Below are 15,284 nucleotides of genomic sequence, written 5' to 3'. Positions count from 1 at the left end.
TTAGTCCTGAGGTTGATCATTAAACCAGATTAAGGTAGCTATTCTACCTGTTTGTGACGTTCTTCGATAGGAATACAACTCATTTTTTAACTCAAAAGTACATAATCCAGACTGATAAACCGCTTTAATGCCTTGAGAGTTCAGCACAATTTCAGCAATTAGAGGCAAATTAGCCAGCCATTTTCCGTTAATAGGTTTAAAGGCTTGCTTACTTAAAGGGTACTTATCAGTAAATGTCTGGTAGACCTCCTCCCCAACTTCATAACACTTTTGACAAATTGATGGACCTATCCACGCGAATACATCAGATGTTGGGCTCATCATTTTATCAAATGTATTTTCAATAATACCCTGCGCCAGTCCTTTCCAGCCCGCATGAATTGCTGCAATCTCAGTGCCTTGCACATTGCAAAGCATGATAGGTAGGCAATCGGCAGTGAGAATCACTAAAGGGTGTTTCGCGCAGCGAGTTATGGAGGCATCTGCGTTTCTGTTTGAGTCTTCTTCTACAATAACACAATGAGTACTATGAGTTTGAGATAACCATTGAGGCTCGCCGGGCAGATGCAACATCTCCACAAGTTGTTGTCTGTTTTTCAGCACATGTTGCTCATTATCTCCCACCCCCAAGCCCATATTATTGCTGTCATAAGGAGCTTGGCTATATCCTGATAAACGTGTTGTACTCAGAGCCGTGACATTTTTTGGCGCCGGCCAATTAGCTAAGTTATTCTTCATAATGCGCGTCCAATGTGTTAAGAAGAAGGGTAAAATCATCAGGCATAGGAGCCTTAAACGTCAACTCATTTTCTGTTTTTGGATGAGAAAATGAGAGCGTCGTAGCATGCAGTGCTTGTCTTTTAAAATTTTGGAGTAAGGATCGTAACTCTTCAGTCGCATGAGCGGGGAATCGCATACGTCCACCATACAATGGATCACCGACTACTGGATGATGGATGTAGGCTAGATGAACTCTTATCTGATGGGTTCGACCAGTCATTAAGTTGATATCTAACAAAGTAAAATCCTGATATTGTTTCTTCACTGAATAGTGAGTGATTGCTTGTCGACCTTGCTCCTGAACGGTCATTTTCAATCGATTTCTTGGATGTCGTCCAAAACCAGTATCAATGGTCCCGCCAGAAATAAGATGACCTTGAACTAAGGTAACATAATGACGTTGAATTTCGCGAGCCTGCATTTGTCGGATTAAAGAAGTATGAGCGGTTAAGGTTTTTGCAACCACCAATAAACCCGTTGTATCTTTATCTAATCGATGAATAATGCCTGCTCTAGGTAAATGGTGTAAGGAGGGGGCATGATGCAGCAATGCATTTACTAAGGTATGTTCTCTATTTCCTGCCCCAGGATGAACTACCATATTTTCAGGTTTATTGAGTACTAAAATTTCATCGTCCTCATAAACAATGTTTAAAGGAATTTCTTCAGGGGCGCAATGATTAAAATCCTGCTCCGTTAAAGTAAAATCAACATTAATATCAATCAAATCTCCATCTAAAACCTTGTCTTTGGGTTTGCATGGTTTTTGATTGAGTATTATTGTGCCGCTTTTGATCCAATTACTAATTTGCGAACGAGAATAGTCAGGAAGTAAATGCGCGAGCACACTGTCAATTCGTTGATTGTGATACTCGCGTGGAACAGTTAATTGTTTTTGAATATGTTCTATCATCAAATCGTTTCAGTCTCAGCTGCGATGAGACGACCTCGTAATGAATTAGGCAATGCATCTCCGATTTGAACATCAACAAATTGCCCTATTAAATGAGCTGGCCCATCAAAATTCACTACTCGATTGCATTCGGTGCGACCAGAAAGCTGTTGAGCGTCTTTTTTAGAGTGGCCAGTAACTAATATTTTCTGGATACTTCCAGTCATCGACTGACTGTAACGAGAAGCTTGTAATAACAGCCTGTTTTGTAATATCTGCAATCGTTGCTTTTTCACATCAATCGGGGTGTCATCGGGTAAATTTGCAGCCGGTGTCCCTGGTCTTGGGCTGTAAATAAAACTAAATGAGGTATCGAAACCTATTTCATGAACCAAATCCATCGTGTCCTGAAAATCTTTATCTGTTTCTCCTGGAAAACCAACAATAATGTCCGTAGATAAACGAATATCTGGGCGTACTTTACGCAATTTTCTGATTTTTGATTTGAATTCTAAAGCAGTATAACCTCGTTTCATTAGGCCTAAAATGCGGTCAGAACCACTTTGTACCGGGAGATGTAGATGATTTGCTAATTCAGGTACTTCTGCATAGGCATTAATTAAATTATCGGAGAATGCCAAAGGATGTGATGTTGTAAAACGAATTCTACCTATTCCTTCTATAGCAGCAAGATAATGAATTAAAAGGGCCAAGTCAGCGATATCACCATTTTCCATCACACCACGATAATCGTTAACGTTTTGTCCTAATAAATTGATTTCTCTAACGCCTTGGGCTGCTAATTGATAACACTCAGCAAGTACATCATCAAATGGACGGCTAATCTCTGTACCACGAGTATAGGGTACAACACAGAAACTACAGTATTTGCTACAGCCTTCCATTATTGAAACAAATGCAGTTGGCCCCTCAGCTCTGGGGGCCGGTAAATGATCAAACTTTTCAATTTCTGGAAAACTGATATCAACAACGGGTTTTTTCTTTTCCATGCGCTGATTCAGCAAGGCAGGAAGTCGGTGTAATGTTTGTGGACCAAACACGATGTCAACAAAAGGTGCGCGCTTAATAATATCTTCACCTTCTTGGCTAGCAACACAACCACCTACACCAATAACCACATGGGGGTTTTTCGCTTTATATTCTCGCCATTGACCTAATTGAGAAAAAACCTTCTCTTGTGCTTTTTCACGAATAGAACACGTGTTGAGCAATATCACATCGGCTTCTTCAACACGTTCCGTTTTGACTAAGCCATGTGATTGCAACAAAACTTCTGCCATTTTAGTTGAGTCGTACTCATTCATCTGGCAGCCGTTGGTTTTGATGTATAATTTTTTAGCCATATCAAATCTACTTTAAAAACGTGTAGCCTGAGTGAAGGGCGCAATCCGTGACAGGGGAACGCGGGCTCCCCTTTGCTGCACCCAGGCTACTATATCCAAGGAAGTCCCGTATTATTTCATTAATGTACACTTTGGCAATAAGTTTCTTTAATTTTCGGTAAAATAATTAAGGCAATAAGCATTCCCAACGGGAGAATTGCAAGTCCTGTATGGTAAGCCTCTAATGGATAAACCCTGACATTCCCATTCATTTCACCTTGCCACATCTTGTCAAGAATATAGCCAATAAGAGGTTGTGCTATTGCAATACCTATCATGTTCATCATGTTCATAAAGCTTAAACCAGAAGCAACATACTTTTTATTGCATAATTCTTTGGCTACAGTAAAAGCAGGTAAAAAACCTGCTGAAAAAATACCAAATGCAAACAATAAAAGCTCCATATAGATCGCAGTACTAATTGGAACAAAAATAAAAAGTACAGAGCATATAAGTGCGCCAATGCATCCTATGTACATGGGGGGTTTGCGCAAACCAATACGGTTCGAAAATATTCCCCATAAGGGGCTGGCAATTGCCCAACCAATGAACACTAAAGAAATATAATTCGCTGCGGTTGTCTTAGTGATCATCATTTTATTCATCAGAAAGGGGACGCCCCAGAGACCACAAAAAACTGGAGTTGCCATGTACATTAGACCGCCATAGCTTGCGACTAACCAAAGTTGCTTGTTCTTTACCAATGCTAATAGACTTGGTATTAGATGTTCTTCTTCAATAGGATGATGTGTATGCACTATTTCGTGATTTTCAGGAGTATCTTTAGCAATAACAACAAGTAAGACGGCAAGAACCAGTCCTATAGTACCCATGATGAGCATACTGTGCCGCCAACCAAAACTCTCAATCAATAAGGCCAGAGGCGCTTCACCTCCAATAGCTCCGAGCATTCCTAATGTGACCATGAGGCCAGTAAGCAAGGCAAAACGTTGAGCGGGAAACCAATTCGCTGCAAGTTTCATAGTACCTACGGCAGCAAATGCAGAGCCGAAACCTATCATCAAACGAGCGACACAGGCCATAAAAAAGTTATCTGTCATACCGAATGCAATAGTACTTACCGCACAAACAACAGTCGCCAGAGTAAGCAATCGATGTGGCCCAAAATAGTCCATTAATACCCCGCCAGGTAATTGCATGGCTGCATAAGAGTAGAAGTAGACGCCGGATAAAATACCTAATGTTTGGCTAGTAACTGAGAAATCTCTCATTAATTCGTTACTCATAACGCTGGGTGAAACTTGTAAAAGACATTCGTAAAAATAAAATAAGCAACCTAAGCCCCATACCATCCAAGGCATTATTGATTGTATCCCAAAATTTTCTACTGATTCGGACCGTGTATTGTAGTGTGCCATTCTTTTATCATTCTCCAGATTCATCTATACGAAGTTGACTTGATATAGTCTTGGGATCAGTAGATTCAGCATCATTCTGATCTGCCATCCTGGCCTGCTTCAATTAATTCTCGTATGTGTAGTCCTTATTACAACGGGAACTTTTTATTAGACTAATAACACGCCAAACGTCACCTTATCAACAAGTGAAGTATGTGTGTATTTTGAATAAAAACTGGAAAATACTTCGTAGATCAGATTGTTAAATCTCACTTCGCGTGTAAGGCAGTTTTTTAAATCAAAAGTCAACCGGCAACGTTATCACAGAAATATGCAAATTACACCATGTAAAATATTAACAGTTTGTACAGTATTTGTCTATTGTTCGTTTGCGTAATCAGCTGGATCAACGACTACACGAGTTCCTTTCATGCCATCACCTGGAAGGTCAACAAACTCTTCATTAAGCCAACGCGCGTCCTCAATAAACATTCTGACACAACCGTGACTTGCTTTGTATCCGGGGACTTCATAACTCCCATGGAGTGCATACCCTCTGAAAAAATGCATGCAATAGGGCATTAGGGCTCCGCCATCATTCCCATCAGCTCTTCTAGGAAATACCGTGGAGACGCAATCTATGTCTTGTTTGCGAATAATACGAAAAGAACCTGTAGGGGTGCTACATCCCCCTATAACTCCGGTGCACTTTCCTATACCTGATGAAATAGGACCCCACCAAAGTAGCTCGCCATCTTGATCATATGCAGCCCATGCTAATTTTTTCTGACTTACATAAATTGTTTTTTCTCCTTCGGAGTCAATATATCTTGGGAAGGGAGAAACATCGTAGATAGTTAATCGATCGATATTTTTGGGTACAGCAATAGTCATCCCTGGCCGTAATGAGACGTTCATACGATTAATTCGTCGTACCATGTCTCGTTCTTCGGCATTAGGAAATAACTTTTCCCAGCTTTCACTATTTTTAACTTTCATACAAAAATAATCGGGAGAATTACATAAAGTTTCACCGTATCGCGTATAGGCGAAAGTAAGTTGACTCATTGTCCATAAACAAATAGAGACTGTCATTGATATCATAATTTTCATAAATGATCTCAATTGGGACTATTGTATTCACTATAGCGGCACTTTAAAAAATAACTTTAAGATTATATGAGTTACTGACAGTTATAGATAAATAAGCCTTTTTTTTCAAGTATTTATAATTCCATATATGTAACCCATAAAGATGGTATCCCTGGGTTACTTATTATGGATGTAATAAGATATAAAAACATAAAATCAGTAGGAAGTTCACGCATTAGATTCTGGATGGTCAGGAGAAACTTTTTGCCAGGCTTCGTGAACATGTCCTAGCAATGTATTGGACTGTGCTAATAGTTCCTTGTCATTATTAAGATTGGCCTTTAACAGCAAATATTCAATATGCATGTAGATTTGAAGTAAGTTCTCTGCAATTTCTCCGCCGTGTTCATGATTTAAACTGGTTTTTAAACCTTCAATAATACTTAAGGCTTTACTGATATGTTCTCCCTTTTGTTGAATTTCACTACGATCAATATTACCTTGAGCAGTCGCAATATGTGTACGCGCTCCTTGTAATAATAAATTAATTAATTCATGAGGGGAGGCTGCATCAATACGAGTTTGTAATTCAATAGTTTTATATTGATTTATAACTTGTTGATTAGAATTTTTCATCAATATTACTCCAATTATTTGGTTTTGAATTTAGGTAGATTCGACAAAATTTGGGTCAGTGTATTGCTGGTGTTTTGCATCTGTGAGATTAAGAGATCTACCGCATTCCATTGTTGATAATATCTTTTTTCAAGAGTGATGCTGCGATCATTGATGCGTTCTTGCATTTCGTCTAATTGTTTTGCTTGTGTATTTAAACGATCTATTCGTTCTGAAATCTCACCATCGTCATCTACCAAGGACTCTAAATACCCATCAATCAATGAGGCTAATCCATCACTGACAATAATTTGTCCTCTATTCCCTACGAGTCCAGAAAGTACGTCGACCGATAAGGTATTGAAGTCTTCAGTGCCATTTAGAGTAATTCCATCTGTTGAAGTGGCTAAAATGCCTCCTATACTGCCAGCCATACTAACGCCAGGAGTATATTCGTTTAAAATAACATCATATGCTCCTGCAGCAACTTTGGTATCAACTGAATTAATTTTAATATTTGGATCAGTGGCGGTTATTTTTTTTGCAAATAAATTGCTAATATCTTGATAATTATTATTAATCGCCTCATCCAATGTTTTGGAATTAGTTTCTAATAAACCATGTTTGTCAATGGTGATTCCCAAGTCTGCAAGACTTTTAATAGAGCCAACTGTAGTTAATGGGGTACTGGCTAAGTTATATAAATTTGTTTTTAAATCCCTTAACTTATCATCGCCTTGTAGAATACCTCTTTTTCTGGTTTCCATATCGAAACCGGTTAAGGTAGTGATGAAATTAATAAAATCATTATATTTTTGGACGAAGTCATTAATTAAACCTTTGAGATGTTCGACATCTTTTTTTACCGTTAAGGTAATTGTCTTTGCGGGATCGGCCTGTTGTAGGTCAAGCGTGATGCCAGTAATCGCGTTTTTAAATTGATTATTACTTTCACTAAGAAGTAAGCCGTTAATTTGTACTTGGCTGTTTTGAGCGGCCATAGTTTGGCTTAATGAGGTATTGCTGGTTGTAGGATCATAATTCAAAGCAGTTAAACTACCTGTAATTTGCATTGCATATTTTTCACCAGTTTGAGATGAGGTGAGTGTCAATCTTGAACCAACTCCATCTTGTACAATCGATGCTGTAACTCCAGCATTTGCAGTATTAATCGCATCACAAACTGCAGTAAGGCTGTCATTTCCTGAATTGATGTTAATTGTTACTGGGGACACGTCAGTATTTAGTGTAAACGTTGAATTATTATTGCTGTATGTACCAAAATTTATCGTGATGCTCCCACTACCCATCGAAGAACTGTTATTGGTGAAGTAGCCACTTACAAGACTTTGTGACTGGGCCAATTGGTTGACTTTGATTTGATATAAACCTTCAATTGCTTGTCCTGTAAGAGAGGCAGAAACATATCCAGTTTCGCTAAGTAAGCAATTCATTTTATTAAATTCGCTAGCGTGCGATAGGGTATCAAGTGTTGTTTGAAAGCTGGCCATGGCACTTTTTAGCTGCCCAAAAGCAGACAATTCGGTTGTAACAGAATTAAGTTTTTTGTCATGTCGCAACTGTAGAGGCATGAGATCGGCTTTCACCATGCTTTCGACCATTGCTTTAATATCCAAACCTGACCCAATGCCTGGAGTTGATAGGCCCATAATATTCCCTTATCTGTTTTCGTAATTTCAATGGAAATTACGTTTTATCCATAAATTGCATTAAACATGTTTGTCTATAGAACCACTTATTATCCCATCAAGCAAGTTTAGTAAATGCAAATACTCGTCGGAGGGTATTTTGCGAATTACTTTGTCTGAGATTTTATCGGTGACTATAGTTTGCAATAGCCCTGTGGCGTGATCTATGGCCTGTTTTGAATCTGTATCCAAGTTTAGATCTGATGTAGCGCATTTAGTCACAGGCTTAATGTTTTTATCTTTTAGTTTGACTGAATCTGTCTGTAGCAATTTATTATTTGCTGGAGGTATCGATTCCATAGTCATTTTCTAACTCCTTTCCCTTGATTAGAACGCTTAATCATTGGGATATAAATAAGCCGAAAAGCGGCAAGCGCCGCATTTCGGTTTTTACCGTTACATCTTTAACTATCCTAACAAGGAAAGAACAGATTGTGGCATAGCATTTGCTTGCGCCAGCATGGCTGTTCCTGCTTGTTGCAGGATTTGGTTCTTAGTTAAAGATGCCATTTCTGCTGCATAATCAGTATCTTGAATACGGCTGCGTGCGGCAGACATGTTATCAGATACGTTTTGCAGGTTAGCAACCGTAGCATCAAGTCGGTTTTGCAATGCACCTAATGCAGCTCGGTTATTGGTAACGCTATCTAAAGCAGAACTAATTCTCAGTATAGCTTGTTCTGCACCAGATTGAGTTGTAATGTCAATGCTATTAACCCCATTGGTATCCAGACTGATTGTGCTTGATAAACCAACATCAGCCACAGTACCACCCAATGTAATAGTTTGAGCAGCACTCATAGTGAGGTTTCCACGTAAGGTAGCAGCAAATGAACCCGCTGCAACTGTGAGTCCGTCAGTACCTGCAGTAAATCCAGTACCACTTTCAGTTACTGCAATATTTCGTCCATCAGCGGCAGTTAAAGTCATGCTACCACCATTTAGGGAAGCTACAACTCCAGTTTGACTGCTTACTGAGTTGATTGAATCCATAAGGTTGGTATTGGTCATTGCAGTGGCTACGTCTTGGTTGGTAAATATGTCAACACCATTAATGTTCAGGTTATAAGTATCCCCTGCAGTTCCACCTATAGCTCCAACAGTTGCACTACCACTAGTGGATGCAGTTACAGTTAAACCAGGAACACCAGCTGCATTAATCGCTGCTGCTTTGGCATATGCAGAGGAGCTGTCTTGACCGCTTGCTGTACCCACATAGTTTGCAGAAGAGCTAATGCTGATTGCTGAGTTAGTACCCAGAGCCACAGTAATGTCAGTAGCTGCGTTGGCAGTTACTGTACTTCCTTGCTCATAAGCAATACTACCTATTGTTGAAGATCCTATGCTATTGATTGAAAACGAAAGAGTTTCACCAGCATTTGAACCAATTTGAAGCGAAGCATTGGTATAAGAACCATTCAAAATGCTTTGACCATTAAATTGAGTACTTAAAGCAATATGGTCCATTTCACTTAGAAGATTATTTACTTCATTTTGTAATGATTGACGGTTTGCTTGGCTGTAAGTTCCGTTTGCAGATTGAAGTGCCAACTCTCTCATACGTTGTAAAAGGTTCGTTGATTCTTGCATTGCACCTTCAGCAACCTGTGCCAGTGAAATACCGTCATTCGCATTTTTTACAGCTTGGTCCATACCACGAATTTGTGATGTCATATTCGTAGCAATTGCTAGCCCTGCAGCATCATCTTTAGCACTATTAATTTTTAGACCAGATGATAATCTTTGGATCGCAGTCGCCATAGCGTTACTTGATTTCGACAAGTTACGTTGGGCAACTAGCGACGGTACGTTGGTATTAATAATTTGAGCCATATTATAGTCTCCTCAGACCTAAATCCCTGGTTTGGGACATTTGAAAATTGGCAAATTCCTTTTTAATGGCGAATTTACCGTACGCACAAAAGTTATCGGACGCACTGCGAAAAACTTTAGGTTTATGACTATTTTTTTTCAAAAAAAGAGGAAATTTATGTATTAAAATGAAAGTGTTGTATTTTTTGTACAGTTTGATTTTGTTGCTGATAATCCTGATTTTCAATTCTTATTTTCTCAAAATAGAAATGCATAACCTAGTCTACAGAGACTATATAAGTTTCATTTTTGCGAGAAAAATCCCTATCCCTCTTAATGTGCATTTCAGAATATTTTTTTCCGTGTATAATATTATGATTTATAATCTTAGGTTCCAATTATGAGTTGGTTTAAAAAACTATTGCCTTCACGAGTTAGTACAGACTCCTCCCAAAAAAAAGGAGTTCCTGAAGGTTTATGGCTGAAGTGTTTAGGCTGTAGTGAAGTTCTTTATAGTACAGAATTAGAAAGAAATTTAATGGTTTGTCCCTCCTGTAACTTTCATCACAGGATATCAGCACGTGTTCGAATTAAACAATTTCTTGATGAGGGTGGCCAGGAAGAAATTGCTGCATCGCTTGAGCCCCAAGATCGATTAAAGTTCAGAGATTCAAAAAAATATAAAGATAGAATTGCACAAGCTCAAAAAGCAACTGGCGAGAAAGAGGCTTTAATCATTGTGAAAGGGACACTATTACAGCAACCTGTAGTTGTTGGCTCCTTTGAGTTCAATTTTATGGGCGGTTCCATGGGGGCTACGGTTGGAGAGAAGTTCGTTCGTGCAATTGAAGTGGCTACAAAAGAACAAAGACCTTATATTTGTTTTACTGCCAGTGGCGGTGCACGTATGCAAGAAGGACTTTTTTCCTTAATGCAAATGGCTAAAACTTCTGCGGCTCTTGCCAAATTTGCCGAAATGGGCTTGCCTTTTATTGTAGTTCTGACTGATCCAACCATGGGTGGGGTTTCTGCCAGTTTTGCAAGTCTTGGGGATGTAATTATTGCTGAACCTAATGCGTTAATTGGTTTTGCAGGTCCAAGAGTTATTGAGCAAACTGTAAGACAAACCTTACCCGAAGGATTTCAACGCAGTGAGTTCTTGTTAGAACATGGACATATTGACATGATCCTGGAACGAAAAGATATTCGTCCAGTTGTTGCTGAATTGATAGCTAAACTAACCCGCAAAAGTGCAGGGGATTTAGCTGCCAAAGCAGTATCGTATTAAACCACTTGCGAAACGTGCGGTAGAGAGAGGTGTGTGAGTAACCCAACGCACAGAATCGAAGCGCGCACGAGCATATGAGGATTTGAGTACCGATGGAGCATCCATCTACTGTAGCGTTGCCAAAGAGGTCTATTGATGAGTGGCTCCACGATTTAGAAACTAGAACTACTCATGAAATACAACTTGGTTTAACCCGTATTATGGAAGTGGCAAAAAAATTATCTCTGCAACTTCCTGGTTGCCCCGTTATTACTGTGGGGGGGACTAACGGAAAAGGCTCAACAGTAACTGCTCTTGAAACAATTTATCATGTTGCCGGTTATAAAGTAGGTGCTTATACCTCACCACATCTTATTCAATTTAACGAACGTATCCGTGTCAACTTAACTCCTATCTCAGATAAAGATTTGTGTGAGGCTTTTAATATTATCGAAGTGGCTCGAGGAGAAACTGTATTAACTTATTTTGAAATGACTACCTTGGCAGCATTGTGGTATTTCAAAAAAATGAAGCTGGATGTCATTATTCTTGAAGTGGGGTTAGGTGGTCGTTTAGATGCTACGAACATTGTTGATGCAGCGCTATCCATCATTACTACAATAGATTTCGACCATCAGGATTATCTGGGTAATACCCTGGAGGAAATAGGCAATGAGAAGGCGGGTATCCTTCGTCCAGGTAAACCCTTCATTTATGCCGACGCGCATCCGCCTAGATCAGTCACCGATATAGCAAAACAACTGGGTGTTCCTGCTTACTTTTGGGGACAAGAGTTTTTTATTCAAGAGCAAAATTCTACATGGAATCTCCATTACAACAAACCTACGCTTTCTTCAGTTTTTGGATTACCAAAACCATTAATTCAGCTAAAATCGGCTGCTGCAGCGATTACAGCCTGTCTTTTATTGGCACATGATTTACCTGTGATGCATAACCATTTTCAAATTGCCATGCAACGTGTTTTTATTCCTGGTCGATTGCAAGTTCATGAAGATACCGTGAGCACTTTATTTGATGTTTCTCATAATCCTCAATCGGCAAGATTGCTCGCAAATACGTTGCGAATGATGAACAAAACAAAAGTCCATGCTGTATTCTCAGCATTGAAAGATAAAGATATTTTAGGTCTTATTATGCCATTAAAGGATTGTATTGATCATTGGTATCCGGCACAATTGCAGAACAAACGCGCGGCTAGTGAGGATTTATTGCTCACTTTTTTTAAGAATGCAGAAATTCCTGTAGAAATTTGTTATAATAGCCCGCTTGTAGCTTTTGAAGCTGCGTTGAAACAAGCTAAACCTGGTGACTTAATTGTTGTTTATGGGTCTTTTTTTACTGTGAGTCATGTAATGGCTAATAGGAGATTCAATGAAATTAGTAATTGATGAAAAGCTAAAACATCGTTTGGTTGGTGTGGCTGTTGTTTTATCATTAGGAGCAATTTTTCTGCCCGCAATGATGAAAAAATCAAGTCAGCGCCTTGAAAATAATTTTAGTGTAAATGTACAGTTACCTCCTAAACCTACTAGCCCTAATGTAGTGATGACTGACGAAAAGGAAATGTTTGAAACGATTAAAGTGGCTAAGGTTGAAATTCCTCCTGCTGCAGCACATAAAGGGTCTGATCTGGGTAAAGAAGACTTCATTCAATCCATTCAAGGAGCAGATGATGCGGCTGTTTCTGTTGCTAAAGCAGAGTCTGTACCCAATGTCGATACTGTAGCGAAGCCAATTGAGCTCGCTTTAAGTAATGCTGCAAAAAATGTTGTTAAAAAACAAATAAATGTAGCAACTCAAGCTAAACCAGTTAAACCGATTGCAAAAGTAAATGTCGCACCAATTAAAAAGCCAGTGGTAGCTAAAGTAAATAACAGAAGTGCTTCGACTAAACGGAGTATTTATGCTGTTCAATTGGCTTCATTTTCACAATTAGCCAATGCTCAAGCCTTGGTTAATAAATTACGTGCTAAGGGTTATAAGGCAAACTACATCAAAACTGCTGGAAGACAGGGGCCTGTTTATAAAGTCTATGCCGGACACTCACCTGTTAGAAATGATGTAATGAAATTAAAAGTTCAACTAGCAAGTGCCATGCAGTTGAATGGTTTCATAGTCAATACCGGAGTTAGCTAATGATGCAATTTCAATGGGTTGATTTAATTTTAATAATAGTTATTGGTTTATCCACTATTACTGGTTTATTAAGAGGATTCATTAAAGAATTTATTGCTTTAGGAATATGGATATTAGCGGTTTGGGCCGGCTACAACTATTCAGGTAGCCTCAATCCTTATTTGCAATCCTATATACAAGATCAATCAGTTCGTTCAATAATTGGATTCATTGTTGTTGTTCTTGGAGTTTTAATTACAGGTGGTATCGCTAATGCAATACTTGGTCTGTTCTTGAGAGGCAGCGGTTTAGGGGCTATGGACAAAGTTTTAGGCGGTGGTTTTGGCTTTGCCCGTGGAGTCTTTATTCTTTCACTTATTTTTGCAGTGCTCAGTATGACTTCTATGCCTTATCAGCAATATGTCCAAAGTTCTAGAGTCTATAATCAACTTTTACCAGTAATAAGTTGGGTTTCTGGATATTTACCTGGGCTTATTAATAAAGCAAAACAAACCGTATCAATCAATGAGTCTTTTAATCTTATCGATATAATTCCTGAGACTTAATATATTCATATATTCTATAAGGGAGCTTGTCTTGAACATCTGCTCCCTTTTTTATTGCTTCACGAAGCGCGGTAGAAGAAATTTCATAATGTCCCGCGTCAAATAGAAATACGTTCCCAGCTTGAGCATTCAGAACTTGATCCTTGCTTGTTCTTTGATATTTTTTCAAAAATCTTTGCATGATTTCAGGGAGGGCTTTATCCGCAAACTCTATTCTATTGATGACCAACAAATTTGCCAGAGTAATGATTTTCTCCCATTGATACCAATGAGGCAATGAAAGAAAGGCATCGTACCCGATAATCAATGTGATGGATGCATTAGGATATTCCAATCTGAAACTATGTAGGGTTTCAACCATATAGGACGGGGTATCACGTTCTATCTCTCGTAAATCAAGTTTAAAGTCGGGTATTTCTTGTATAGCAAGTTTTATCATCTCTATTCGTTGCGCTTTATTAGCTAGAGAGGGCGGTTTTATAGTGGGTACTTTACAAGGAAGAAAAATATAGGAATCAAATTTAAAATAGCTTTGTATGGATATGCTGGCCTGCAAGTGCCCATTATGAATGGGATCAAATGTACCGCCAAAAATAGCTATGCTATGCATGCGTCACCTATTAGTTTACCCAAACAAAGTGAAAGAGTAGCGTTTTCTAGAGAATTCCATATCTGTGTATATTGGTTGCTCGACTTAATTCGTTCATCGATTGAATAGCAGTATCTATGAAGCTGTTGCAACATGGGCTTATTGAGTCGATTACAGCAAGCCTTATAAAGATTAATGCGTTGAGGCCAAATTTTTAATTGGCTGCAAGCACTTTGAATATCAATTTTTTGTTCTATTAAATAAGATAGCTGCATGATCAATCGTATTTCTTGACTCAGTAACCATAAGACTAAAGTTGCTTCCGTCTTATTATTGGCGGCATGCCGTAAAATCTGAATTGCTTTATCACCTTGACCAAGCAAGCATGCATCGACTAATTCGAAAAGATCGTGCTCACATTGATCGGATAAATGTTCTAGTACGTGTTGTGTCTCAATTTTGCTATTCGGAATACTTGATAAGGCTATTTTTTCAATGACTTGGGAACAAGCTAACATATTTCCCTGGGTATATTGTTGAATTAGATCGGGAACCTGGGGATCATAACTCATGGCGTTCTTTTTTAACTGCATCGCTATCCAACTTTTTATTGCGTCTGAATTAAGTGGATAAGCAAGGACAAGCACGACATGTTCATGAGAAGATAACCATTGCAGCTGTTTTGCGGGTACATTCGGTGCTCTAATAACAATAAAGCAACGTGAATTAATCGAGTTGAGGTATTCAGTTAAAATTTTCTTTCCAGTAGCATCTACTGATTTCTTATCATAAAAAATATTTAAGAACACAGTATCCGAAAATAAAGAGTAACTATTAGCCTCTTCTTTGACGTCATTCCATTCTTCCGCGGACTGAATGGATATAATTTTTTCATCAAAATGATACTTTGTTTTAAGAGCGGATTTTATGGTGGCTAAAGACTCTTCCAATAAGTAATTATCTTGCCCGATAATCATATAGAGCGGTGCTATTTTTTTTTGTACTTGCTGAGCAAGCATTTGTGGTTTGATTTGCATGATAACTTTAGCTTGAGTTATGTATGTG

Annotated in this window: 15 protein-coding genes; 4 read left to right on the top strand and 11 right to left on the bottom strand. The window is 38.7% G+C overall.

Features of this window, described 5'->3' with window-relative positions:
• The 9 genes from pgeF to ACWTEW_RS15525 form a co-directional block, all read right to left on the bottom strand.
• A complete protein-coding gene (gene pgeF / locus ACWTEW_RS15565; RefSeq protein ID WP_454782566.1) occupies positions 1–738 on the bottom strand; it encodes a peptidoglycan editing factor PgeF in 738 nt (245 codons plus the stop codon).
• The gene (rluD, locus tag ACWTEW_RS15560) at positions 728–1,693 is read right to left on the bottom strand and encodes a 23S rRNA pseudouridine(1911/1915/1917) synthase RluD (protein ID WP_454782565.1); all 966 of its coding nucleotides are present in this window, start codon (positions 1,691–1,693) and stop codon (positions 728–730) included. Before rluD ends, pgeF begins: the two co-directional genes overlap by 11 nt.
• Positions 1,693–3,036: a tRNA (N6-isopentenyl adenosine(37)-C2)-methylthiotransferase MiaB gene (gene miaB, locus ACWTEW_RS15555; RefSeq protein WP_454782564.1), complete on the bottom strand. Its 1,344-nt coding sequence runs from the start codon at positions 3,034–3,036 to the stop codon at positions 1,693–1,695. Before miaB ends, rluD begins: the two co-directional genes overlap by 1 nt.
• Positions 3,037–3,155: 119 nt before the next feature.
• On the bottom strand, positions 3,156–4,454 hold the full coding sequence (locus ACWTEW_RS15550) for an MFS transporter (protein WP_454782563.1): 1,299 nt from the start codon (positions 4,452–4,454) through the stop codon (positions 3,156–3,158).
• A 357-nt stretch (positions 4,455–4,811) separates the two neighbouring features.
• Positions 4,812–5,546, bottom strand: coding sequence for a L,D-transpeptidase (locus ACWTEW_RS15545; RefSeq protein WP_454782562.1), 735 nt, complete (start codon positions 5,544–5,546; stop codon positions 4,812–4,814).
• A 207-nt stretch (positions 5,547–5,753) separates the two neighbouring features.
• Complete coding sequence (fliS, locus tag ACWTEW_RS15540; protein WP_454782561.1) at positions 5,754–6,161, bottom strand: flagellar export chaperone FliS; 408 nt, start codon at positions 6,159–6,161, stop codon at positions 5,754–5,756.
• Between the two features lie 14 nt (positions 6,162–6,175).
• Complete coding sequence (fliD, locus tag ACWTEW_RS15535) at positions 6,176–7,810, bottom strand: flagellar filament capping protein FliD (RefSeq protein WP_454782560.1); 1,635 nt, start codon at positions 7,808–7,810, stop codon at positions 6,176–6,178.
• Positions 7,811–7,870: 60 nt separating this feature from the next.
• Positions 7,871–8,155 (bottom strand): flagellar protein FlaG, encoded by a 285-nt coding sequence (locus tag ACWTEW_RS15530; protein WP_182393348.1) that lies wholly within the window; start codon positions 8,153–8,155, stop codon positions 7,871–7,873.
• Between the two features lie 102 nt (positions 8,156–8,257).
• Complete coding sequence (locus ACWTEW_RS15525) at positions 8,258–9,682, bottom strand: flagellin N-terminal helical domain-containing protein (RefSeq protein WP_454782559.1); 1,425 nt, start codon at positions 9,680–9,682, stop codon at positions 8,258–8,260.
• Between the two features lie 379 nt (positions 9,683–10,061).
• Here ACWTEW_RS15525 and accD point away from each other — a divergent pair, with 379 nt between their 5' ends.
• The 4 genes from accD to ACWTEW_RS15505 all read left to right on the top strand — a co-directional run bounded on the left by accD (position 10,062) and on the right by ACWTEW_RS15505 (position 13,630).
• Positions 10,062–10,949, top strand: coding sequence for an acetyl-CoA carboxylase, carboxyltransferase subunit beta (gene accD / locus ACWTEW_RS15520; protein ID WP_454782558.1), 888 nt, complete (start codon positions 10,062–10,064; stop codon positions 10,947–10,949).
• Positions 10,950–11,041: 92 nt separating this feature from the next.
• Complete coding sequence (gene folC, locus ACWTEW_RS15515; protein ID WP_454782557.1) at positions 11,042–12,337, top strand: bifunctional tetrahydrofolate synthase/dihydrofolate synthase; 1,296 nt, start codon at positions 11,042–11,044, stop codon at positions 12,335–12,337.
• A complete protein-coding gene (locus tag ACWTEW_RS15510) occupies positions 12,321–13,085 on the top strand; it encodes an SPOR domain-containing protein (protein ID WP_454782556.1) in 765 nt (254 codons plus the stop codon). The genes folC and ACWTEW_RS15510 overlap by 17 nt, the downstream gene beginning before the upstream one ends.
• Positions 13,085–13,630: a CvpA family protein gene (locus ACWTEW_RS15505; RefSeq protein ID WP_454782555.1), complete on the top strand. Its 546-nt coding sequence runs from the start codon at positions 13,085–13,087 to the stop codon at positions 13,628–13,630. The genes ACWTEW_RS15510 and ACWTEW_RS15505 overlap by 1 nt, the downstream gene beginning before the upstream one ends.
• Here ACWTEW_RS15505 and nadD read toward each other — a convergent pair.
• Both nadD and holA read right to left on the bottom strand, forming a co-directional pair.
• Complete coding sequence (gene nadD, locus ACWTEW_RS15500) at positions 13,605–14,240, bottom strand: nicotinate-nucleotide adenylyltransferase (protein ID WP_454782554.1); 636 nt, start codon at positions 14,238–14,240, stop codon at positions 13,605–13,607. The genes ACWTEW_RS15505 and nadD overlap by 26 nt on opposite strands.
• On the bottom strand, positions 14,228–15,256 hold the full coding sequence (gene holA / locus ACWTEW_RS15495; RefSeq protein ID WP_454782553.1) for a DNA polymerase III subunit delta: 1,029 nt from the start codon (positions 15,254–15,256) through the stop codon (positions 14,228–14,230). Before holA ends, nadD begins: the two co-directional genes overlap by 13 nt.
• Positions 15,257–15,284 lie beyond the last annotated feature (28 nt).

The sequence above is a fragment of the Legionella stuttgartensis genome (genome assembly GCF_977063405.2).
Note: the sequence above shows the minus strand (reverse complement) of the source record. Positions and strands in the feature narration are given on the sequence as shown.

Coding starts and splice junctions, on each gene's coding strand:
- ACWTEW_RS15530 (WP_182393348.1), bottom strand. CDS start 8,155: ATGACTATGGAATCGATACCTCCAGCAAATAATAAATTGCTACAGACA.
- ACWTEW_RS15545 (WP_454782562.1), bottom strand. CDS start 5,546: ATGAAAATTATGATATCAATGACAGTCTCTATTTGTTTATGGACAATG.
- ACWTEW_RS15505 (WP_454782555.1), top strand. CDS start 13,085: ATGATGCAATTTCAATGGGTTGATTTAATTTTAATAATAGTTATTGGT.
- rluD (WP_454782565.1), bottom strand. CDS start 1,693: ATGATAGAACATATTCAAAAACAATTAACTGTTCCACGCGAGTATCAC.
- ACWTEW_RS15525 (WP_454782559.1), bottom strand. CDS start 9,682: ATGGCTCAAATTATTAATACCAACGTACCGTCGCTAGTTGCCCAACGT.
- fliD (WP_454782560.1), bottom strand. CDS start 7,810: ATGGGCCTATCAACTCCAGGCATTGGGTCAGGTTTGGATATTAAAGCA.
- holA (WP_454782553.1), bottom strand. CDS start 15,256: ATGCAAATCAAACCACAAATGCTTGCTCAGCAAGTACAAAAAAAAATA.
- miaB (WP_454782564.1), bottom strand. CDS start 3,036: ATGGCTAAAAAATTATACATCAAAACCAACGGCTGCCAGATGAATGAG.
- fliS (WP_454782561.1), bottom strand. CDS start 6,161: ATGAAAAATTCTAATCAACAAGTTATAAATCAATATAAAACTATTGAA.
- folC (WP_454782557.1), top strand. CDS start 11,042: ATGGAGCATCCATCTACTGTAGCGTTGCCAAAGAGGTCTATTGATGAG.
- accD (WP_454782558.1), top strand. CDS start 10,062: ATGAGTTGGTTTAAAAAACTATTGCCTTCACGAGTTAGTACAGACTCC.
- nadD (WP_454782554.1), bottom strand. CDS start 14,240: ATGCATAGCATAGCTATTTTTGGCGGTACATTTGATCCCATTCATAAT.
- ACWTEW_RS15550 (WP_454782563.1), bottom strand. CDS start 4,454: ATGGCACACTACAATACACGGTCCGAATCAGTAGAAAATTTTGGGATA.
- ACWTEW_RS15510 (WP_454782556.1), top strand. CDS start 12,321: ATGAAATTAGTAATTGATGAAAAGCTAAAACATCGTTTGGTTGGTGTG.
- pgeF (WP_454782566.1), bottom strand. CDS start 738: ATGAAGAATAACTTAGCTAATTGGCCGGCGCCAAAAAATGTCACGGCT.